At 43.6% G+C, this 21,818-nt stretch carries 17 protein-coding genes; 7 read left to right on the forward strand and 10 right to left on the reverse strand.

Annotated elements, in window-relative coordinates; all coding sequences use genetic code 11:
* Positions 1-48 precede the first annotated feature (48 nt).
* Both AC59IL_RS00360 and AC59IL_RS00365 read right to left on the reverse strand, forming a co-directional pair.
* Positions 49-2,520 carry an ATP-dependent Clp protease ATP-binding subunit gene (locus AC59IL_RS00360; RefSeq protein WP_496550071.1) on the reverse strand — a complete coding sequence of 824 codons (2,472 nt, stop codon included), beginning with the start codon at positions 2,518-2,520 and terminating at the stop codon, positions 49-51.
* Positions 2,521-2,631: 111 nt separating this feature from the next.
* Complete coding sequence (locus AC59IL_RS00365) at positions 2,632-3,678, reverse strand: PKD domain-containing protein (protein ID WP_496550072.1); 1,047 nt, start codon at positions 3,676-3,678, stop codon at positions 2,632-2,634.
* A gap of 165 nt (positions 3,679-3,843) precedes the next feature.
* On the opposite strand from AC59IL_RS00365, the gene AC59IL_RS00370 reads away from it, so the two are divergent.
* Positions 3,844-4,518, forward strand: coding sequence for a C40 family peptidase (locus AC59IL_RS00370; RefSeq protein WP_496550073.1), 675 nt, complete (start codon positions 3,844-3,846; stop codon positions 4,516-4,518).
* A 68-nt stretch (positions 4,519-4,586) separates the two neighbouring features.
* Here the strand turns inward: AC59IL_RS00370 and tssO are convergent, their stop codons facing one another.
* From tssO to AC59IL_RS00400, 6 genes are all read right to left on the reverse strand, one after another.
* The gene (tssO, locus tag AC59IL_RS00375) at positions 4,587-5,108 is read right to left on the reverse strand and encodes a type VI secretion system TssO (RefSeq protein WP_496550074.1); all 522 of its coding nucleotides are present in this window, start codon (positions 5,106-5,108) and stop codon (positions 4,587-4,589) included.
* 215 nt (positions 5,109-5,323) lie between these two features.
* Entirely contained in the window at positions 5,324-6,505 is a 1,182-nt protein-coding gene (locus AC59IL_RS00380; protein ID WP_496550075.1) for a hypothetical protein, read from the reverse strand.
* Between the two features lie 107 nt (positions 6,506-6,612).
* On the reverse strand, positions 6,613-7,491 hold the full coding sequence (locus tag AC59IL_RS00385) for a TssN family type VI secretion system protein (protein WP_496550076.1): 879 nt from the start codon (positions 7,489-7,491) through the stop codon (positions 6,613-6,615).
* 110 nt (positions 7,492-7,601) lie between these two features.
* Positions 7,602-8,555: a hypothetical protein gene (locus AC59IL_RS00390; RefSeq protein WP_496550077.1), complete on the reverse strand. Its 954-nt coding sequence runs from the start codon at positions 8,553-8,555 to the stop codon at positions 7,602-7,604.
* A gap of 51 nt (positions 8,556-8,606) precedes the next feature.
* Entirely contained in the window at positions 8,607-10,490 is a 1,884-nt protein-coding gene (locus tag AC59IL_RS00395; RefSeq protein ID WP_496550078.1) for a hypothetical protein, read from the reverse strand.
* A gap of 225 nt (positions 10,491-10,715) precedes the next feature.
* The gene (locus AC59IL_RS00400; protein ID WP_496550079.1) at positions 10,716-11,150 is read right to left on the reverse strand and encodes a GPW/gp25 family protein; all 435 of its coding nucleotides are present in this window, start codon (positions 11,148-11,150) and stop codon (positions 10,716-10,718) included.
* 418 nt (positions 11,151-11,568) lie between these two features.
* Here AC59IL_RS00400 and AC59IL_RS00405 point away from each other — a divergent pair, with 418 nt between their 5' ends.
* The 6 genes from AC59IL_RS00405 to AC59IL_RS00430 all read left to right on the forward strand — a co-directional run bounded on the left by AC59IL_RS00405 (position 11,569) and on the right by AC59IL_RS00430 (position 17,700).
* Positions 11,569-12,495, forward strand: a complete 927-nt coding sequence (locus tag AC59IL_RS00405) for an alpha/beta fold hydrolase (RefSeq protein ID WP_496550080.1) — start codon at positions 11,569-11,571, stop codon at positions 12,493-12,495.
* A 63-nt stretch (positions 12,496-12,558) separates the two neighbouring features.
* Positions 12,559-13,194 carry a LysE family translocator gene (locus AC59IL_RS00410; RefSeq protein WP_496550081.1) on the forward strand — a complete coding sequence of 212 codons (636 nt, stop codon included), beginning with the start codon at positions 12,559-12,561 and terminating at the stop codon, positions 13,192-13,194.
* 203 nt (positions 13,195-13,397) lie between these two features.
* Positions 13,398-15,866: a DUF5686 and carboxypeptidase regulatory-like domain-containing protein gene (locus AC59IL_RS00415; protein WP_496550082.1), complete on the forward strand. Its 2,469-nt coding sequence runs from the start codon at positions 13,398-13,400 to the stop codon at positions 15,864-15,866.
* 27 nt (positions 15,867-15,893) lie between these two features.
* Positions 15,894-16,880 carry an ion channel gene (locus tag AC59IL_RS00420; protein WP_496550083.1) on the forward strand — a complete coding sequence of 329 codons (987 nt, stop codon included), beginning with the start codon at positions 15,894-15,896 and terminating at the stop codon, positions 16,878-16,880.
* A gap of 17 nt (positions 16,881-16,897) precedes the next feature.
* Positions 16,898-17,056, forward strand: coding sequence for a CatA-like O-acetyltransferase (locus AC59IL_RS00425; RefSeq protein WP_496550926.1), 159 nt, complete (start codon positions 16,898-16,900; stop codon positions 17,054-17,056).
* The gene (locus AC59IL_RS00430; protein ID WP_496550084.1) at positions 17,053-17,700 is read left to right on the forward strand and encodes a YdcF family protein; all 648 of its coding nucleotides are present in this window, start codon (positions 17,053-17,055) and stop codon (positions 17,698-17,700) included. Before AC59IL_RS00425 ends, AC59IL_RS00430 begins: the two co-directional genes overlap by 4 nt.
* Positions 17,701-17,771: 71 nt before the next feature.
* Here the strand turns inward: AC59IL_RS00430 and purU are convergent, their stop codons facing one another.
* Both purU and AC59IL_RS00440 read right to left on the reverse strand, forming a co-directional pair.
* Complete coding sequence (gene purU / locus AC59IL_RS00435; protein WP_496550085.1) at positions 17,772-18,599, reverse strand: formyltetrahydrofolate deformylase; 828 nt, start codon at positions 18,597-18,599, stop codon at positions 17,772-17,774.
* Positions 18,600-18,712: 113 nt separating this feature from the next.
* Complete coding sequence (locus AC59IL_RS00440; protein ID WP_496550086.1) at positions 18,713-21,754, reverse strand: TonB-dependent receptor; 3,042 nt, start codon at positions 21,752-21,754, stop codon at positions 18,713-18,715.
* Positions 21,755-21,818 lie beyond the last annotated feature (64 nt).

Genomic DNA, 21,818 nt, shown 5'->3' on the forward strand with positions numbered 1-21,818 from the left:
TTCGACTGCGCTCACCACCGACTTCGCTCACTACCGGCTTCGTTACGCTCAGGACTTCAGCACCAATCCACTTTCATCAAAATCCATTATGATTTCCGACACGCCTGCTGGTCCCGCTTCACCGCTGATGATCTTTCGCGATAAGGGACGGCGCAACTGGTTGCGAATTACACCTGCCAATGGCCGCGCACCATATTGAGGTGCAAAACCCATTTGCGCCAGCTGCTTTTTGGCAACCTCGGTTATCGTTAGCTGTATTCCCTGTTTTTCGAGTGAACTGTATATGCCTTTAAGTTGAATATCGAGTATGCGTTCAACCATATCATTGGTCATGGGAGCAAACGGACATATCTCGGTTAACCTGCCCAGAAATTCGGGTCTGAAATAATTGCTCATGATCCCAAGCAACTCATTAGAAGAAGGCACCTGTTTTTTATTGAACGAATCCACTACATACTGACTGCCGATATTGGAAGTAAATATGACCAGCGCATTGGAGAAATCGCCTTCTTTACCGAGTTTATCATGCAGCTTGCCTTCGTCCATGATCTGCAGAAAAATATCAAATACCGACTGGTGCGCTTTTTCAATTTCATCGAACAACACCACCGAATAAGGTTGCTGACGTATTTTATTGATCAGCAATCCGCCTTCTTCATAACCAACATAACCGGGAGGCGCACCATATAATAAGGCGGCAGAATGCTCTTCCTTGAACTCCGACATATCGAAGCGGATCATCGATGTTTCGTCCTGGAACAGAAAATCGGCCAGCGCTTTGGCCAGCTCAGTTTTTCCGGTACCTGTAGGGCCCAGAAAGAAAAACGATCCGATAGGCTGACCTGCTTTTCCCAAACCTGCCCGCGATTCAAGTATGGCTTCGCTTACCGATCTGATGGCATGGTACTGCCCTACTACGCGTTGCTTTAATATTTCTTCCATTTTCAACAACCGTTCCTTTTCCTGCGCCTGCACTTTTCCGATAGGTATGCCCGTTTTATGCGCAACGATCGCCGCCACATCGGCATTGATGAGTTGCTGGCGGTTATCCGTGGCTGCCTGCAACAACGACGTATACGCTGTGTTGAGGTAATCAATGATAGCCTGCGATTCGGTCATTTTCATGGGATCGTCCTGCGACTGAACGGCCGCCCACAAAATAGGACTGATCTTATGCTGTAACTGGCTGTAGTGCCATTGCCAGTCTTCAACAGTATGTTTCTCCGGTTCATTTTTCCATTCGTCGAAAATGACTTTCATTTCGGCTGTTACCGGCATACCGGTATCACGCGCCAGGCGTAATGCGGCCATGGAATGATCGGCCAGATCGATGGCCGCATCGGGCAAACGCCGATCTTTTACATATCGCTTTGCCAGCCTGATGGTTTCATGCAGCGTTCCATCTTCAACATCAATAGTATGGTGTTTACAATAATGCGGCATGATCATTTTCATCATCCTGAATGTTGTTTCTGCATCGGGTTCTTCAACCTGTATTACATCAAAACGCCGTGCAAAAGCTTCATCCTTTTCAATATGCTTGCGATATTCTTCAAGAGTGGTGGCGCCTATTACGGTCAACTCACCACGCGCCAGCTCAGGCTTTAATAAATTGGCTGCACCTGCCATAGCGCCCTGTTTATCCATTAATACATGCAGTTCATCGATAAACAAAATGGCCTTTTCGAATTGCTTTACTTCCTGAATAATGCTTTTCAACCGTTCTTCCACTTCACCTTTATACGAAGCACCTGCAGCAAGCGCGCCGTTATCGAGTTCAAACACCTGTGCCGATTCTAAAAAGCGCGGTACTTTTTTTTCTTCAATGGCGAGGGTAAATCCATCTACCAACGCTGATTTTCCCACACCTGGTTCGCCAACGATCAGCACATTGGGTTTTGATCTTCGGCCAAGTATTTCGGCCATTGCCCTGATTTCTTTATCACGGCCGGTTATTGGATCCAGCTTTCCTTCTTTGGCGCGCAGATTTTTATGGGTGCAATATTTTAACAACGCCTGCTGACCCTTTTGGGCAGAACCGTTCAATTGTTCAACGCCCGTTATTTTTTTGATAGTATCCTCTTCGGCCGTTTGGTGTATTAATTCGTGCCGTTGTACCGGAAAGGTTTTTAACTGTTCATACGTAAACCCAACACCGGGCGTGCTGAGGGCTGCCAGCACATGCACGGCTTCGAGGTAATCGTGGCCGGTCATCAACCTGATCGTATCCGCTTCTTCGATCACTGCTTTTACCGGTTCATCGGCCATAAGCGTGTCATCGAGGCGGGTGGCTTTGGGCAAAGTTTCCATGCGCACATCGGCCCATTCTTCCATATAAAAAATGTCTTTATCGAGTTGCTTTAACAAGGGTTGCAAACCGGCATCTTTATGCAACAGGGCCTTTAATAAATGCGGCGCTGCAATATGCGGATGCATATTTTCCTTTGCAATGGCCTGTGCAATGTGATTTATTTTTCTAAAAGATTCAGATATTGCTATGGAGGATAGTTGGTCTGTCATAATTTAATATTTAACCCATTAATAAATTTCTGATTTCGGGATTTAGAGATTTTGAGATTTCTTTAGGTTTAAGCTGCTTTACAAATCTCAAAATCTCTAAATCAAAAAATCTTAAAATATCCCGAGGAAGCCCTGCTTCATCTTCAAACTCACATTTAACCCGATAAGGCAGTTGGTTTCGCTGCTTTTTATTTGCTGAACGTTCAGCTGTTTTATTTTTTTATCGTTTTTAATTGAGCTGAGTTTATTACAAAACTGTGTAAAGGTTATTTCGGTTCCGTTTAAACTTACCGGCACATTCATGTTATTACAGAAATATTGCGAAAAGTTATCGGCCGTATAAAAATTGTTCACCACCATACGCAGTTTGCTTTCCAGCTCCTGCTTGCTGATGTTTACCCCCTGCGGTTTTGGCGGCTCGGTAACTACAGGCTGCGGATGGCTTTGTTCTTCGATCGTAGGCGTTACCGGTTTTGCCGGCACCACAACAAATGCCGGTTGCTGGTGCTTTGGTATACGGGTATTTGATCTTGACGGCGCTACTTTTTTATCGTTAACATATACTTTGCAAACTCCCAATTGCCTGGGATCGTTATTCAAAACAATTGAAATGGTTTTTAAGCCGGGAGTTTTATAAGTATAACTGGCAGTAGACGAAGTGGCATCTACAACAGCCGTTTCACCAAATCGCCATTCCCAGCTGTGAGCGCCGGCCGTGGTATCCTGAAAAGTAACCGGTTTGCCTACTTCGGCCATTTGCGGACAAACAAACCGGGGCTGCAGCAACGGATTTTCGATTTTCGGCGCTCTGGTAATATAAATAGCTTTGTATTCGCTGCATTTACCGTTTACGGTTAATGATACGGTATATTCGCCGGGCATATTATAGGCATGCACCACAGAACTGATATTGGTTTCACTGCTTTCATTATCGCCAAAATCCCATTGAAATTCCTTTGCATATAAAGCGTCGGTTTCAAAATGGATGGGTTCATCGGTACGAAAATAATTCGCCTTTGCTTTGATATGAAAGTCGAAGCAGTGTTCGTAGTTCTTATATTGAAAGCCGGTGATCACAAGGCCAACCAGTGCGGTGATGATCATGGTAAGGATCACCTTTTCATCGAGATAAGCCGGCTGTATTTTTTTATTTTCCATAATTTTACTTTTCTGTACGCGTTATAAACCCTTAAGTTTTGCCAGAAAGACACAAAGAACGCATAGGACTTACATAGAGAACAAGACATGTCGTAAACTACGCTCGTTCTATGGTCCTGTTGTGTCAATATGGCGAAAGCTCTTTTGCAAAACGTATTTCTAACTATGAAACAATTACAATCATATTTCTCTGGTATCCGTACTTTTCAACCATGGTGGTCAATTGCCGTTTGCGGTAGTTTTTTTATCACCATAACGCTGGTTTCCTGTTCCGGTTCGCGCAAAACCACCAACCAGTATGAAACCATTATTGTTAAACCCGCCGATGCTACTGCTGACCCCGCCAACAACACGCCTGAAAAAAGAATTATTTACAAGTATGCCGCTTACCTGAAAACTGCCGCAGACAGTTTGAAAAATGTAACGCTGTATACTTTTATTGATAAATGGATGAAAACACCGTACAAATATGGCGGCATTGATGAAAAAGGCATCGACTGTTCGGGCTTTATTCAACGGCTGCTGAATGATGTGTACAACATCCAGGTTCCGCGTACTTCCGCGCAACAGTTCTTTACAAAAAATGTGGAACCTTTTCATGATAATCATTATTTTTCTGAAGGCGATCTTGTTTTCTTTTGTACCGTTCCCGGCAATCCCATTTCGCACGTTGGCCTGTATTTGCAAAACCGGTATTTTATAAATGCCTCAACCTCCCTCGGTGTTAGTTTGGCCAGTTTGGATGATCCTTACTGGAAAAAACGGTTTGTGGCTGCGGGACGGGTTAAGATCAATAAGCAATCGGCAATTGGCAATAAGCAATCTTCAAAATTGAAATGACCTTTCTTTAACGATTACCCTGTTCCCCTTTAACGCCACCTTTAGGGGCCCGGGGTTAGGCCGGGGGTTTAAAATCCCGCCGCATTGCTTGCTCTTCTTAACAGGTCAATATCCCTTCTTGCCTGATCGAGGTCGCGCTGTGTTTGTTCATATTTCGATTTATAATCTTCGAGCTGCTTTGGCAAATCGCCCATGCTCACCACTTTATTCGTGGCATCCTGATAACGCAGGTACAAATCGAGTACATTTTTGTTCATGCGACTGTACATGCTGCTGTCTTTATATTGCAAATCGGTTAATTCGCGCAGTTTGGCTGCTATTTGCTGATTCACGTACATGCTATTCACGCCCGGCTGTTTCAGCGAGTCGATGAGTATTTTAGCCTGATCCATACTGCTTACAAATTTTTCCTGGGCCACACTTTGGTTACGATATCGGGTAACCTGCTCACGCAGCACATCATTTTCCTTAAAGGGAATACGCATGTCGAAATAAATGGCCCCAACAATGAGCCAAACTGAAATAATGAAAAAGAAAAGGAATTTTAAAAAGGCCCTGTTCCTTTCTTTGTTGTTTAATATGGTTGACATATAAATTATTTTTTGTTTTGGGTTTGTGCCCGCCCGGATGACCCGGTCGGACGGGGTTTGTAGTTTGTAGTTGCTGCCGCACTTTGAAGTTTCATTATTAAGATCAAACTTCTTAACTGTTTAACAGGATCAAAATTGCACGGCAAGATTCACAGAAAGAACCACAAACTACAAACCTCAAACTATAAACTGTTTGCGCCTTTGCGCGAATATTTCTAATCAGCTAAAAAACTCCTGCGTTTTTTCACCGGCACTGCTTCGTTTGTTGGTATCAATACCTGCTCTTTTACGAATATGCCGCTTTCTTTTTTCTTACCGATGTATTCAAGTCTCGCCAGGCTGGCGAACAGCGATGAAATGATTTGCGTAAATCGCAAAGCCTTTTCAAGCGCATCGTTTATGTCAAGATGATTGTACTGGTAATTGCAAATGGTGGTAATGGCCGATTCCAGTTCGCCCTGGCTTACACCGCACCACTCGGTACAGTAGCTTATCAGTTCGTCTTTGCTGGTGCCGGCATAATAGTCCATCGAATTCTTGATCAACCGGGCCATACCGGCAACGGCAGTAACCATAAACACCGGTGGCTGGTATAAATAAGAAAGTTTGAAATTGCTGTATTCGGTAGCCGTGAACATGGTTAGATTCTCACAAATGCGAAAGATGGCATCGGCCAAATCATTCTGTTGTTTCTTTTGTAAGATCTTTTGAATGATCTGCAGGGCATATAACTCCATCTGCCCGAAAAACTGCTCCAGTCCGGCATGCACTTCCAGCAGTTCATAATGACTATTCACAGCTGTACAGGGCGGAATATAATTTTCCATCAGCCGCACTATTTGTTCTTCGACCATCACCTTTCCTACGGGCACCTGAAAATTACCGAGCGACAGGGCACTGGTTTCATGCGCAGGCAACAACGTTAAATTATATACCGGCATGGTAAACGGCATGCGTGGCGGTGTTTCTTTAGCATCGGCCGTACCAAAAGGTACACGCTGATAAGGATCAACCGATAACACCACATAAAAAAACTCCGAGCGGTCTTTCAGTTCGTTGAACGGTACCTGCAAACCGGGAATACCGGCCGATAACTGCTGACCGGTTAATGAAGTGTCGGTATCAAACTCCATTACGTATCCGCCTCGCGTTATTGCGCGGCAACGTTGTATGCGGCAATGAACGGTTTGTTCATTATCGAGCGATAAAAATAATTTGGCCGATGTATGGTGCCGGTCGAATACCGGTAACAATCCATAGTTATGTTCATTTAAAAAACTGCTTACCGTTTGCGCCTGCCGGTAAGTGAACGCATTATCCTGGGAAATAAAATGCGTTTTATTGATCTTCATTCCATCCACCCAGTTTACCGGTAAAAATTCACGTTGTGATTGCATACTATGATTAAGTTTAATGCTCAGTTAATTTTTCAAAGGTCCTCACCCACCTCATATTGCTCAATAGCTTCCTGTATTATCAGACTTCAGACTTCTGACTTCCGACTTCAGTTTTCTATTACGCGTGAACACACAATGATGTCGTTCTCCCTGATACGGTTCAGAAAAATTGTTTTATCCGAATCCATATAGGTTGTCAATATGGTATACCATTTTGGCTTTTTATAAAACATCCATCCATAGGGTTCGCCGGTGCCATTGGAAAAATGAATTTGCGCCTGCGGATGCCGCTCATTGTAATCATTGATAAAATAATAGAACAACTGTCCCAGTTCCATATCAACCGGCGCTTTGGCCCTGAAATTGGTGAAGAAACTATCCCTGCCGTTTTTCTGAAATTCAAAACTGATAAGCAACATATTCTTCAGTTTCCCTTCTTCAGGATCTTCCATGGGCTCATGCACGGGATAATACCATTGATTGAACACCTTGGGCGGAATGGCCATCGCTGTTTGGAATGTATGCCAAACGAACAACGGTATGATGAAAAACAATACCGACATCATCATGGCCAATTCAAGACCTTCGCGGTTTATCAGCCGGTACATCAGCATAAAGCAAATAGCGCCTGCCACCAGAATCAAAAAGGTGAAAATAAGGTCGGGCCAGAAGGAGCGTTTATCCTTGCCCCAATCCATTTTTTGCTGCATCATGTAAATGTGCAAACAGCCATACAGCAGGAATAGTACCTGAAAAAAGATAAAGTATCCGCTATAGGTCGAAAAGAACCTGGCGGCCACAAACAAACCGGTAAGGGCAAATACGGCTGCGCTTATCAGCAGGTACCAAATGGCTTTTTTGCTGAAAGGCTTAAAACTGTTACGTATTTTCCTCGCCACCAGGCCAATGATGACCGAAAAACTGATAAGGCCAATGCCCAGGTACAGTAACAATCTGTTAAGATCGGGTGTAAACCATCTTTCCATAAATGTGATAATATGCTAATGTGCTAATTTGCTAATGAGCCAATTCGTTTTATATAGGTTCAGTGATTTTCATTATCAAATTAGCATATTGGCTAATTAGCTAATTTGAATTACAGTGCACACGAATACCCCAGTATCGGACTCACTTCTTCATCCAGTTGAATCAACGCATTCGCCCTGTCTACCTCTACGGTAATATGTATATCTGCTTCAACTGGCGCAAAATAATTGTTGAACACCTGCAGCAACAGGTCATTCTCGCCACCGGCGCAATACTCCGAAGGCTTTGAATTTTGCAGCGGCCCAATGGTGTATTGCAAACAGGGATAATCTTCGTTGAATGTATATCCGCACACCATGTCGTTACCCAGTTCACCTATGCCCAAACCACCTGTATTGCCTGGCGCAAGGCTTTCGCGGGGTTCAACGGGAGCTATCACTATTTCTTCCTGTAATAATATTTCAAGACAATCCTGCATTAATTGTATATCACCGGCAATGGCATGCGCATAAGGCAGCAACAATACCAGCAACATGGCAGATGTTTTATTTAATCCTTCGGGAAATTCCCAGAACGTAAAGAAATAATCATTGAGCAAACCATTGTCAATACCGGCCAGCAGGTTTTCTTCCGCTGTTTCAAGCGCCACCCGTTGTTTGAATAAACTATTTTCAATGGGTTGAAAAAATTTTCTGGCAGCTGTTTCTTTTTTCTTGTCTTTACGGCTGTGAGCGGCCATTTCGGCTGCCGAATTATTCGCCGAACGTTCGGTGAAGGGTTGATGAAAAAGTCCTTCAGGCACCAGATCATATAAACCTGACCGTGACAAATGCAACTGCAGCCATTGATGCAGCCAGGCATCTTCTGTTTGTGTAACAGCGTATACATCGTTCCGGTATTCACGATAAAACCGCCCGTCGTTCATCACCACAAAATCGTCGGGATGCATGGCATAATGCAGGGCCTGGTTCACCAGCGCTTCGGCTTTAATGTCGTACACATTGCCGTTTAGCTCGGTAAAGAATTTTTCAATAGCCTCCCGTCGTGAATGATGAATGGTCAATGGTCAATGATTTTAAATATTGAATATCGAATGTTGAATGTTGCTTTATTTTCAGCTTTCCTGCTCAATAAATACCCTGAACGGTGTTAAACCCGCTGATTTTTTTGTAAGCTTCAGGGCCAGGCTTTCTTTCCAATAGTTTATATGATTTTTTTCCTGCGCATCCATATAATCTTTCCTGTGAAGCGTTACAGTAACATCAATGGTTCGGGCAAATCCCTGCGACACCTGGCGGGGCACCATCACTCCTTTGGCTACATCAATGGTTTTTGCTTTGTCGCCCATTTCAAGACGGCAAAATACTTTTATGTCTTCCATGCTGATCAGTCTGTCGCGCGATAACAAAGCCGCTTTATAGGCCGTAATGCTTTCCGTGGCGCTTAACCGGTCTCTTCCGCCAACGGTAGACGATACCAGTATGCAATCAGGATGATACAACCTCGCTGTTCTATACGTCAGTAAACCGGTTCCTGCTTTTATATCATTCCCCTTAGCGCCGCAGGTACTCCAGTGTGTTATTACCAGGTTGTTTATTTGTTTATCGTTTGTTTGCCGAACTACGAGGAATGGTGTTTGTTCGCGTTGCAGATCGCGGGTGTGTATCTGTTGTTCCAGCTTATAAATAATTTGCTGCAACTGTTTCATTTCGCCGGTCAGAAATTCACGCCCCAGTACCGAAAAGGCAGCGCTTTCATCACTGAGCAATTGAATGATGTTTTCAACGATTGTACCGGCATCGCGTTCATCGAACCGGCCAATGCCGCCCTGCCGTAAAATAACTGTAAGTTTTTCCTGTGCATTTTTTTGAACCTCACGCATGTTGTACTGATTGCCATCGAGATCGGTAATGTCGTGCAGATCAAAATAAATATCGCCGGAATATAGCGGAACAATGTTCAGCATATTCAGCATATGGTGCAGCATTTCGTGAAAGCGGCAATTCAATACCGGAAAACAATTGAAGTGGCAAACCACATCCTGTAAAACAGCACTGGAAATATTTTCGGGGAATTGAATTTTTAGCCACCGTACTTTTTCCTGCTGTAACTGTTCCAGTTCCTTTTTATCGAAGCACTGTAATAATTCAGTGGGAATAACGGCCACTTCGTTTATCGAATTTTCTTCCTCATCGCGTATGGTGATAAACTTTGACTTGTAATAAGCATTCACATGCTCTTTTATTTTCCACGAAGCTGTATTGCGACGGGTTAACAATTGCTTAATATCGAGTTGTTCGCCGCTGATGTTATCCTGATTAAATCCCGAAACCGCTGTTAGCTGGCGGTTATTATAAAACCAGCGAGCCTGCGGCAGGTTTTGATAAAACAGTTCTTTGGTGACTTCATTCTTAATATCAAAATAACATTGCGTATTGTGCAGGTTGATCCGTTGTCCGGTGATGCCGATCCATAACACCGACTGTTCCAGTTCTTTTCCCGGCAGGCAATGGGTGATCACTTCTTTGGAGATCATTTCGCGATAACGGAAAAGCTGGTGACCGGTGGCCAGGTAACCAACGGCTGAACTATTCAACTGAAAAGACCCTGAGGGTGCAAAGAAGATATCTTTATACCCGGTAGTGGTCGATTCATAAGAAGCCGTTGTTTTTTGTGAAAAATAAAACTGATCGCACTCATCGAGCCAGGCCGATTCATCAACAGATTTTGCATGCATCACCGCATGTGCCGGTAATGGGCCGCACAAAACTTCGGGCGACAATAATTGCACCATGCGTTCGAGCAAACGCGCACGGGTAGAATGAATATCATTTGATATTTTCTCCAGCTCCAGGGCGCAGGCCGAAAACAACACATTCACCAGGGGATCGAATGACGATTCCGTTTCATCCTCGGGATAGCCCCATACCCGGGCCGCCGTTTTCATCATCCGGTTCTTTATCTGCTCGCGATTGTCCATCACTTTAAGTAAAATCAATTTTTAAAAAAGAAACAGTGTAATACAAATGAACAGTTTCGGGTTTGTAGTTTGAGGTTTGTGGTTCTTCAGGCGATACACCTTAATCAAGGGAATACCCCGATTTGTAAACAAGGGATGTGCCGAATACTTTCGCAATCGAAAGCGTGGCAGCAACCACAAACTACAAACCATAAACCACAAGCTAACTATGGCAACTACAAACCACAAACCTTAAACAATAAACTAACTATAAGAAAGGGGGCTCACAAAAAAGCTGTCGCGGAAAGTAATGTCTTCGCTGGTTGCCGTGAGCCGGCCGGTGATAAATATGTCCAAACGTTTTTTTACACGCCGTTCAGTCGATAAAGCGCTTACTTCTTCCTGCTTTACCTGAACACTTACCTTTATGCCATCCAACCGCTTTTCATGCTTATGAATAGCTTGTGTAAGTGATTCTTTCATCCATTCCTGTTGCCTTGTGCGGGTGGTAAGATTATCAAAATCATGGTCCCAGATTGAATTGCCGTAATCTGCATCACTTTGCATTTCACCGAATGCCGTTGTAACAATAAGGTGCAGGTGATGCGCCACCGATTGCTTTAAATTACAACCGGGATGCTCTTTTTTTTGCATAAGCAATTCAGGGTCCAATGGTAATGTATAATACTTAAGCCGCATGATCGTAAATGTTAATGGTAAATGGGTAACGACAATAAAACGCAACCAGTGAAGCGTGTCAAAAGAGGATTGTCTTGATCATGCTCTCAGTGCAGCAAAACGAAATTAGTACAAAAAAATATTCCGATGTGTATATTTTTGTAACCAATTTACGTGCCGATTGAATAATCAGATGTTTAAATTAAAAATAATTTTCGAAATTGGTTTAAAATTTGTTGTTCTGTTATACACAAAAACCTGTGTAGTCAAAACTTTTGACGAAAACCTGGATAAAAGTTGCAGGATGGCCGTTAGTGTTTAGACATTACATTATTACAAAACAAGAATACCCATTTACCATTAATCAATAACCAAACTAAAAACCTGCTGCCCTTTTACAACTTATTTTTAGCTGCAGTTTTTGGTTGAAACCTTTCTTATGAACTACAAATACATTGTTGTTGGAATAGACGGCACCGGTTCCCGCTCCTGGATGAATAAAGATGGCAGTAACAGCAGCACCTTTAAATTTGTACGCGATGTGCATTACGGCGCCATAGACATTGACCGCAAATGGTTTCACGGCCCTTCAAATGTTGTTACAGGCAGCGACAGTGAACCTATTTTGCAGGAAGCGCTCGACTTCATTTACCAACGCATCAGCACCCTCTTCCCCTCCATTCGCTCGAGGCACATTAAGCCGCTCGAAATGTTTGATGTAAATAGTTGTATGCAAAACAGTGAGCGTACTGCTCAGAATATGATGGAAAGCCATGGGTACTATCAAACACCCCGTATCCCCGCTACCGTTACCAAATCAATGCTCGATAACCAGCCGCTGACAACCGATGATGTTCGGGTGGTGCTGATCGGTCATAGTCGTGGTGGCCTGGTGGTTACCGCCATTGCCCGTATGCTAAGTCCGCTGGTAAGAGTATATTTTATGGGACTGTACGATTCGGTAGACCGCGAGAATTGTTTGGATGGAATGACTGTAGAGAATGTAAAATATGTAGCACATGCCCGCCGCCATCCCGATGTTGGTTCGAGGGTTTATTTTGGCAACACTTCACTTAAATACACAGGGGTTAGTGGTCAGGCCGAAGAACGTTTCTTTTACACTTCACATGGCGGTATGGGCGGATCTTATATTACTAATCCAAAAGAAGTTCCCTCATTTGGCGATTCATCGTGTGTACCTACCATTACCGTACCGGTAGACGATACCGAGGTAGAAGTGGTTAACAATCCTGTACTGGTTTCAAAATTCAAAAAAAAGATGGACCTGATCTGTGCCGATGGCAGCCGGGATGCCGACCTTTTCATTCGCGAACAGGCGAAAAAGTATGGGGTGCCGGTTGAATAATAGTCAGGGGGCCGGTTTGGTATAGTAACTGCCATCGGTTATTATTGCATAAACGGACTAACTATGATTCCTGTAAATGAATTATTGCTTTTTATGCTCGCTGCATTCGGACTGGTTATCAGCCCGGGTCCCAATATGATCTATCTTATTTCAAGATCAATTACACAAGGCAAAAAAGCCGGACTTATTTCCCTCGCCGGTGTTATCTGCGGCTTTTTCTTTCATATTGTTATGGTTTCTTTTAGTTTAACGGCGGTGTTATTTACAATACCTTATGCCTATGCTATTTTAAAAACAGCCGGCATTATCTATCTGTTATACCTCGCCTGGCAGGCCATAAAACCGGGCAGTAAAAATGTATTTGAACCGCGTACTGATTTAAAGGCCGATTCACCGTTGAAATTATTCAGGATGGGATTTCTTACCAATGTATTGAACCCTAAAGTAGCCGTTTTTTACCTGTCGTTTTTTCCTCAATTTATCAAACCGGCCTACGGAGATGTATTTACACAAAGCATCACCCTCGGTATTGCGCAGATACTGGTTAGCTTTACCGTTAATTTTATTATTGTGCTGGTAGCTGCAAAGGTTGCACGATGGTTTGCGGCAAATCCCAAATGGATACGTATTCAAAAATATTTTATGGCAAGTGTGCTTACCGGCCTGGCCGCTAAAATGGCATTTGATAAAGCGAAGTAAGAAGTCAGATGTCGGAGGTCGGAAGTCGGAAGAACCTGCGGTTCGATTTTGCTCAACAATTTCATATTTCGGAGTCTTCTGACTTCAGACTTCGGACCTCCGGCTTCCGGCATACTGCTTGTTAAATAAGAACTAAAGTACTTCCCTCTCCTTCCCGTTCATGCAGGAACACAGTATTTTTCTGTACCAATCACCCCGTTTGCATGAACCAAAGCCTGCTATCGATTTGCCTTATCATGTTATCCTGTTCCTTTACGCAGGGGCAAACATTTAAAGTATACGGAAAAATCACCAACAACAGGCTTGAGCCACTGGCATTTGCTACCGTTCAGGTAAAAGAATGGCAACACGGCACCGTTACCAAAGAAAACGGCATGTATGAATTGCAGTTGTACGAAGGAAAATACGATCTGGTGGTTAGTATGGTGGGTTACAAAACACAGATCATTACCGTTATTGTACAGAAGGCCAATTACATGCAAAACATCATCATGGAGCCAGGCGATTCAAAAGGACTTTCGGAGGTGGTGGTAAAAGGAAAAGTGCGCGATAGATCGGAAGAGATCATACGAAATGTTATCCGTAATAAAGAAGCCATTCAATCAGCCGCAGGCGCCTATTCATGCAAGGTATATATCAAAGCGGTGCAGGAAGATTCAACAACGGCAAAACGAAAAAAGAAACGCGAAAAGACAGATACTTTACTAACCGCCAATAAAAATGCAGCATTAGACAACATGGCGATGGCTGAAATTTTGTTGCAGCTCGACCATGCGCCCCAGGGCACCAAAGAAGAACGCCTCGGTGTTACCCAAAAAGGAAATACCGACGGATTATTTTATTTATCAACTACTCAGGCCGATTTTAATATTTATAACAACCTTATTAAAACACCCATTCTATCGCAAACACCGTTTTTGTCGCCTGTAAGTTACAGCGGGCTACTCGCCTATCGTTTTAAGATCATAAGAACAGAACGCCAGGATGGCCGAAAGGTATTTGTTATAAGCGTAAAACCACGGCAAATCAGCAATGCCACTGTTGAAGGAGAGATTTCGATTGCCGACAGCCTGTGGGTGATTTTACATACCCGTTTTACATTGCCGGTGTATCACCTGCCCGAATATGATTATTTTGAAGTAGACCAGCAGTACCATTTCATATCAGATACGGCATGGATGATAACCCGGCAGCAGTTCACCTATTATTCAAAAAGCAATAAAGCAAAAAAATCAGGCGCCACCACCGCTACATACAACCATTTTGAATTGAATAAACAATTTGAAAAAAGGTATTTCGGAACAGAAGTAAGTGCCACTACGCAGGAAGCCTACGAACGCGACAGCAGCTTCTGGCAGGCCAACCGCACCGAACCATTAACCGAAAAAGAATTACGGTTCATTCATTATAAAGACAGCATATACCACGCCACCCACACAAAAGTGTATCTCGATTCGGTAGACGGGGTCATCAATAAAATTACCTGGAAGAAATGGTTATGGAGCGGCCAGCAATTTAATGACCATGAAAAAGAACGCCACTGGTCATTACCGCCATTGCCTTCTTTATACCAGCCTATTCAGTTTGGAGGCACACGTATTTTGTTTACGGGCTGGTACTCGAAAACCTATCCTTCAAAAAAAACACTGGAGTTGAATCCGCAGATCAGTTATGGCATACGTAACCACGATGTAAACGGCCGGTTGAACGTACGGCGAATGTACAATCCCTTTAATCGCGGCGTTTTGTATTTTGAAGGAGGCCGCGACTTTGACCTTATTTTCGCAGGTGATGCATGGATCAACCAGTTAAAGCGGAATAATGTTTACCTGAATCATTTCCTGAAAATCGGGCATGGATTAGAACTGGTAAATGGCTTATTTCTTTATACCGATATAGACCTCGCCTTTCGCCGTTCAGTAAGCGATTATAAAACCAATCCTCTTTCGGATAGTTTATTTGGCAATATACTCACCAACAACCGGGCAGTAGATTTTGAATCGTACAATGCCGCCTACGGTAAAATACGCCTTCAGTATACACCCTGGCAACGTTATATACGGGAGCCGAAAGAAAAAGTAATACTCGGTTCGGCCTGGCCTACCTTTTATGTTACCTGGCGAAAAGGCATACCGGGCCCTATACAAAGTAAAGTTGATTTCGATTACCTTGAATTTGGAATGGAACAGGAAATTAAACTGGGCTTATTAGGCATTTCATCGTATAAAATAAAAACAGGCAGTTTTTTTAATCAGAAAGATCTGCGCCTGGTCGATTACCAGTTTCAACGGCGTGGTGATCCTGTTTTGTTCATGAACCCCAATGAAGCTTTTCAGGCTCTGGATTCAACCTTTCCGGTATTTCATCGCAATTATCAGGGGCACTATGTGCATGAGTTCAATGGGGCTTTTATCAATAAAATTCCACTGCTCAAAAAACTGCAGTTACGCGAAGTGGCCGGCGCAGGTTTTTTAATTGCACCCGAACGGTCGCTTCGCTATGCCGAAGGTTTTGCCGGTATAGAACGCGTTTTTAAATGGCCCTTCAATCCGCTTACCAAATTTAAATTAGGTGTATATGTTGTAGGCTCTGCCGCCAATCGTTTTCATAACCCGGTTCAGTTTAAAATAGGTATTACCACGTGGGACAGGAAAACCGGTAAATGGTTTTGAGTAAATTTGCAGCGTAAACTAATAACTATGCCTGCAACGAAAGAAATTAATCCAGTTCCGAAATTGAATAACGACACGGGCTTTGGCACCACGGGTGTTGTTAATGGTGGCCGGTTTATTAATCGCGACGGCACTTTTAACCTGCAAAAGAAAGGATGGCCATTCTGGGACCGTTTCAGTATTTATCATACCCTGATCTCATTACAACTTTGGCAATTCATAAGTACTATTGTTATTTTCTTTTTTGCCATTAACCTGTTATATACAGGTATTTATTTATGGATAGGCGCCGGGCAGTTCACCGGCTTTTTGTCCAATTCAAAAAACGGCATATTCAAAGAACTGTATTTTTTCAGTACCGAAACCTTTACAACGGTAGGATATGGCAGGGTGAACCCTATTGGCGATGCCGCTAACATGGTGGCAGCCATTGAGGCTATGAGCGGCTTTCTTTCCTTTGCATTGGTAACCGGTCTTATTTATGGCCGGTTTGCACGACCGCGCGCGCATCTGGCATTCAGCGATCATGCCATAATAGCGCCTTATCGCAACAAAACTGCCCTGATGTTTCGCTTTGCCTGCTATAAACAAAATCATGCATTGACCGATGTTACAGTTCAGGTAAACCTTGCCATGCTTATACAGGAAAACGGAGAACCCAAATACAGGTACTATGAACTTCCGCTGGAACGCAGTAAAATCGAAAGCATGCCTATGAACTGGACGGTTGTTCATCCCATTGATGAAAAAAGTCCGTTGGCAGGTTTTACAAAGGAAGATTTTGCTGCTATCGATGTGGAATTATATGTACTGGTGCGTGGGTTCAATGAAGTATATGGTAACAATGTACTGCAACGCACGTCCTATACTTACCAGGAAATTCACTTCAACCGTAAATTTATTCCTATGTACAGGGAAACGGCAAAAGGTACCGTGCTTGAATTGCATAAGCTAAGCAAACATATTGATGTAAGCGCCAAAACCGATAATGTTCCGTTTGTGTCGAATGTTTAGACGATCATTTTTTTAATATATATTCGTCGGTAGCCCCTGGACTATATTTTACAGAAAACAATCAGATAAAACTGCCTGTTTCTGTTGAAGTTAACCATTGTTTAATGGATGGCTTTCATGTTGGCAGATTTCTTGCTAATGTGCAGGGTAATATAAACTCAACCGTACAAAAATGATAAACCAGGAAGCGATTACATTGGCAAAAAAGCTGTGGGATTACCACCACATGCATCATACCCTTGAAAAATCAGATTGTATATTGGTTTTGGGCAGTCATGATTTGCGCGTAGCCGAACGCGGCGCCGATATTTACCTGCAGGGGTTGGCGCCATTTATCATTTTTTCAGGAGGCCTGGGCAATTTAACCAAAGATATGTGGACGGAAACAGAAGCTGATCTGTTTGCCACGATCGCCCTTGATAAAGGTGTGCCACGCGAAGCCATCTTTATCGAAAACAAAAGCACCAATACGGGTGAAAATATTTTATTTACACAACGCCTGCTGCAGGATAAGCGACTCGATCCGAAAAGCTTTATTGTTGTACAAAAACCATATATGGAGCGACGCAGCTACGCCACTTTTAAAAAACACTGGCCCGAAAAAGAATTACTGGTTACATCGCCCCTGTTATCATTTGAAGAATATCCCAGTAATGAAATTCCGCTCGAAAGAGTGATCAATATTATGGTGGGCGATCTGCAACGGATTAAAATATATCCCGAAAAAGGATTTCAGATACCTCAGAAAATCCCCGCCGATGTATGGCACGCCTGGGAGCAACTGGTAGAAATGGGTTTTGATGGGCACCTTGTAAAATAATTGTTACCTGTTACCAGGTCCCGGTTCCCGGCAACAGGTAACCGGGATCTTGAACCCAACTATGAGGATTATTATTCAAATACTACTGTCTTATTCCTGTACAGCACTACTCTGTCGTCAAATACTAAGCGAAGTGCTTTGGCCAGTACCGATGTTTCAATTTCTTTCCCGGCCTTCATCATATCGGCGGCCGTATATGAATGGGTCACCGGAATGATCTGTTGCGCAATGATGGGCCCTTCGTCAAGTTCATTGGTAACGAAATGCGCCGTGGCGCCGATTAATTTTACGCCCCGTTCAAATGCCTGCCGGTATGGATTTGCGCCTACAAAGGCCGGCAAAAACGAATGGTGAATATTTATAATCCGCCCGCTGAACTGCGCAACAAAATCGGGAGAAAGAATGCGCATGAATTTCGCCAGCACAACATAATCGGGCGAAAATTTATAAACAAGGCTTGTGATCTGTTTTTCAAATTCTTCCCTGCTGATCTGTTCGTGCGAAACGAGGTAAAACGGAATATCAAAACGCCTGCATATATCCTGCAGCGTACTGTGATTACCAATTACGCACTGCACCTGCGCTCCCAGCGTTTTAAAATAATACCTGATCAAAATATCGGCCAGGCAATGGTATTCTTTGGTAACCATTACCACCACTTTTTTTTCGGGCAAGGGGTTTACCGTAATTACAGCATCCGGTGGCAACACCTGATGCAGTTTTTTTTCAAGTGCAATAGCATCGGCTTCCTGTTCAACTTCTATACGTATAAAAAAACGGTTCTCCGCTTTATCAACATGCTCACGCAACGAAACGATATTCAGTTGCTCCTTTGCCAGCACGCCCGAGATAGCCGCCACCAGTCCTACCTGGTCTTTACATTGAATAACCACAATCATATGCTCAAATATAAGCAAAGTCCGAAAGACGGGAAGTCCGTAAGTCAGAAAGAAAGCCCCCAATAGCGCGAAGATTCTTTCGGACTTACGGACTTTCGGACTTCCCGACTTAATTAAAAGCTGGCCGAAAGACTGATATAATAATACCCGCCATTCATACCAAACTGCGTGGCATTACGGCTGTAAACAAAACGGCCGTCGGATGTATTGGCATAATAAGTGTTCGATTTATCGTTATTACCCGTTCTGAACCATTGCAGTTTATCGGGGTAAACATCAAATAAATTATTTGCGCCAATGGTTACCCGAACCTGTGGCAAAATACTGTAACTGACACTTGCGTCGGTTACCACTTTTGCGCCATAAGTTTCATCAAGCCGCGGATCGCTGTTCCAGGATGAAACTTTTCCGAACCGCGTTACCCGAACCATAGCACCTGCCTTTTTATACTGGTAATTAACCGACGCAGATATTTTGTTTTTGGGATTGGCCCGTTCAACACGCGATTGTTCGGCCCGGTCGAAGAAAAAGTAATTGCCAACAGAATCAGGTTTTGCCGGAATTTTATCGGTGCCTTTTACTTTCTGAATGGTGGTTTCGTTAAAGTTGGCGGCCAGGGTTAGATCAAGATTGCCCCGCCCAACTTTAGGACTGGCGGTAACGATCACATCGATACCCTGTGTTTTTGTATCGATAATATTGGCAAAAGCCTGCACCACTTTTACATCGTTCGATATATGCGCAGCATTTAATACTGTGTCAACGATTGTATTGTTTGCAGTGGTTCTTTTGAATGGCCCTGCCAGTAAAATCCGGTTTTTGATATCGATGCGGTAGGCGTCGATCGTAATGCTGATATTGCGTGCCGGCTTAACTGTAAGGCCTATACTATAATTCACCGATGTTTCTTCTTTCAGATCAGGAACACCCAATGCTTTCGCTATGCTATCGTTATTGCGAACTGTTAAGGTGTTACTGGGCGATAATGTGCCACCAATATTTATAAATTGAGTACTGAGGTTATTGAAATAATACTGGTGAATAGAAGGAGCCCTGAACCCATTGCTGATGGCGCCGCGCACTGATATAGCATCTGTTAGTTTATACCGCAAAGCCAGCTTACCGGCAAGTGCATTGCCAAAATCGCTGTAATGCTCAAAACGGCCGGCCACATTCATCAAAAATTTCTCTGTAAGATCAGTTTCCAAATCTACATAAGAGCTAACAACACTTCTGTTTTTATCTACTGCGTTGGATGGCTGATAACCGGGAAACACCTGTGCGCCGCCCACTTTTGACTGATCATAGTTTTTCCACGATTCTTCCTGTCCCGGTGTTATTTTAAACATATCGACCCGCAGTTCGCCTCCCAGCGCCACGTTGAATGAAGGCAGATTCATTTTCGCACCGAAATCTTTTGAAAAATCTACATTGGAGGTGCTTTGTCTGAAAGCCAGTTTACCACAATAAAATTCGGTGGGCGACGAAGCACCCATGCTGGCATTGTTCGAATTGGAAATATCGAACCTGAACTGGTTGCCGCCATAGGTGCTGCTTACATCCCAGTTCCAGGCGCTGTGCGTTTTTCCTTTAAAACCAATGATACCTGAATAGTCGTTAATGGTAGATTCTATATAAGGTAAAAATCCACGCGGATATAAAGATGCTACTACCTGTGTGGTTTGTTTAGGATACCGGTAAAAGCCGGCTGCTTTGCCTTTGCGGTAACTGTACATACCGGTTGCATAAAATTTGGTATTTGCCGTAATGGGCAATTCAAGATTGGCTTCGCCATAGCCGTTTAATTGTTTTGAATTACCGATGTACATATTATTCTTTCTGTCCCATCCTCCGTACTTCGCAATTGAATCGGCATCCTGTGTTGCATTGCCGGTATACACGGTGCCGAGGTACTCACCTGCCCTGTTGGTTGGCTGACGATGCCTGAATTCACCCGTAAGATTTAACAAACCGCCTTTATGGCCCAATTTAAAACCCCGGTTAACGCCCAGTTGCAGGTTGGCGCCATCACCGGCATATTGCTGGCCGGCATGTGCAGTTACCTGTGTACCTGTTTTCTTTTTCAATACCACGTTTATAACGCCTGCAATGGCATCAGATCCATATTGCGAAGCAGCACCGTCGCGCAACACTTCAATGCGTTCAATAGAACCGGATGGAATTGAATTCAGATCGGTGCCTACCGAACCCTTTCCTACCGTTCCATTGATGTTCACCAGTGCGGTATTATACCGGCGCTTTCCGTTTACCAGCACCAATACCTGGTCGGGCCCAAGGCCACGCAACGAAGCAGGATCAATATGGTCGGTTCCATCGGCAATGGTTTGCCTGTTCGACACAAAAGAAGGAGCCGTGAACTGAATTTGCTGAGCAGGTTCAATTTGTCCGGTGGCCAGCAGGTCTTTTGATGAGATCACATCTACGGGTACCGGCGATTCAACATTTGTTCGTGGACGCAACGAACGCGAACCAACCACAACAGTGCTTAACTCTGCAACAGATTCCTCAAGATTGAGACTGATTTCGTGCTGACTGCTTATTGTTATTTCTTTTGTTGCAAAACCTATATTGGAAATTACCAGCACATCGCCTTCATTGGCTTCAATGGTAAAATTTCCACCGGCATTGGTAGTAGTGCCTCTGTTGGTTCCTTTAATGATAATGTTCACGCCACTCAGTGGTTCACCTTTTGAATTGGTGATTTTACCGGTGATGGGCGCCGGTGCATTTTCTTCTGCAGTAATAGTTGCCGGTCCTGTATTGGTATTAAATTTTCGTTTTAAAATCACTTTATCACCAATCACTTCATAGTTGAGCTTTAACAGGCCGGCCAGTTCATCCAATACCACCGCCAGTTTTTCTTTTGATTTACTGATGGTCACCAGCCGGTTACTTTGAATAAGCTTTGGGCTGAATACAAACATAACCTTTGTTTGTTCCTCGATTTTAGTCAATACAAACTCCAGCTTTTTTTCTTTTATGTTCAGCGTTACTTCACGGTCAAGCACGCCCTGACCGCGGCTTGTACCGGCATATGTTATAACCACAAAAAGAAGGGAAAGTAGTAATTGTGCAGCAGTACACTTTATTGCCCTGATCCAGAATGAAGGCTGGGGCGCAGCTATTTTTCTCATACCTTTGAGCGTTTTTTGATTATTACGAATGGTCAAAAGCAATCCCTGCTTCTTCGCTAAAAGA

The sequence above is a fragment of the Niastella sp. sgz303648 genome (assembly GCF_059587045.1).

Excerpts from the sequence above, each read along its gene's own strand:
- AC59IL_RS00360 (WP_496550071.1), bottom strand. The coding sequence starts at position 2,520 with ATGACAGACCAACTATCCTCCATAGCAATATCTGAATCTTTTAGAAAA.
- AC59IL_RS00365 (WP_496550072.1), bottom strand. The coding sequence starts at position 3,678 with ATGGAAAATAAAAAAATACAGCCGGCTTATCTCGATGAAAAGGTGATC.
- AC59IL_RS00370 (WP_496550073.1), top strand. The coding sequence starts at position 3,844 with ATGAAACAATTACAATCATATTTCTCTGGTATCCGTACTTTTCAACCA.
- tssO (WP_496550074.1), bottom strand. The coding sequence starts at position 5,108 with ATGTCAACCATATTAAACAACAAAGAAAGGAACAGGGCCTTTTTAAAA.
- AC59IL_RS00380 (WP_496550075.1), bottom strand. The coding sequence starts at position 6,505 with ATGCAATCACAACGTGAATTTTTACCGGTAAACTGGGTGGATGGAATG.
- AC59IL_RS00385 (WP_496550076.1), bottom strand. The coding sequence starts at position 7,491 with ATGGAAAGATGGTTTACACCCGATCTTAACAGATTGTTACTGTACCTG.
- AC59IL_RS00400 (WP_496550079.1), bottom strand. The coding sequence starts at position 11,150 with ATGCGGCTTAAGTATTATACATTACCATTGGACCCTGAATTGCTTATG.
- AC59IL_RS00405 (WP_496550080.1), top strand. The coding sequence starts at position 11,569 with ATGAACTACAAATACATTGTTGTTGGAATAGACGGCACCGGTTCCCGC.
- AC59IL_RS00410 (WP_496550081.1), top strand. The coding sequence starts at position 12,559 with ATGATTCCTGTAAATGAATTATTGCTTTTTATGCTCGCTGCATTCGGA.
- AC59IL_RS00415 (WP_496550082.1), top strand. The coding sequence starts at position 13,398 with ATGAACCAAAGCCTGCTATCGATTTGCCTTATCATGTTATCCTGTTCC.
- AC59IL_RS00420 (WP_496550083.1), top strand. The coding sequence starts at position 15,894 with ATGCCTGCAACGAAAGAAATTAATCCAGTTCCGAAATTGAATAACGAC.
- AC59IL_RS00430 (WP_496550084.1), top strand. The coding sequence starts at position 17,053 with ATGATAAACCAGGAAGCGATTACATTGGCAAAAAAGCTGTGGGATTAC.
- purU (WP_496550085.1), bottom strand. The coding sequence starts at position 18,599 with ATGATTGTGGTTATTCAATGTAAAGACCAGGTAGGACTGGTGGCGGCT.
- AC59IL_RS00440 (WP_496550086.1), bottom strand. The coding sequence starts at position 21,754 with ATGAGAAAAATAGCTGCGCCCCAGCCTTCATTCTGGATCAGGGCAATA.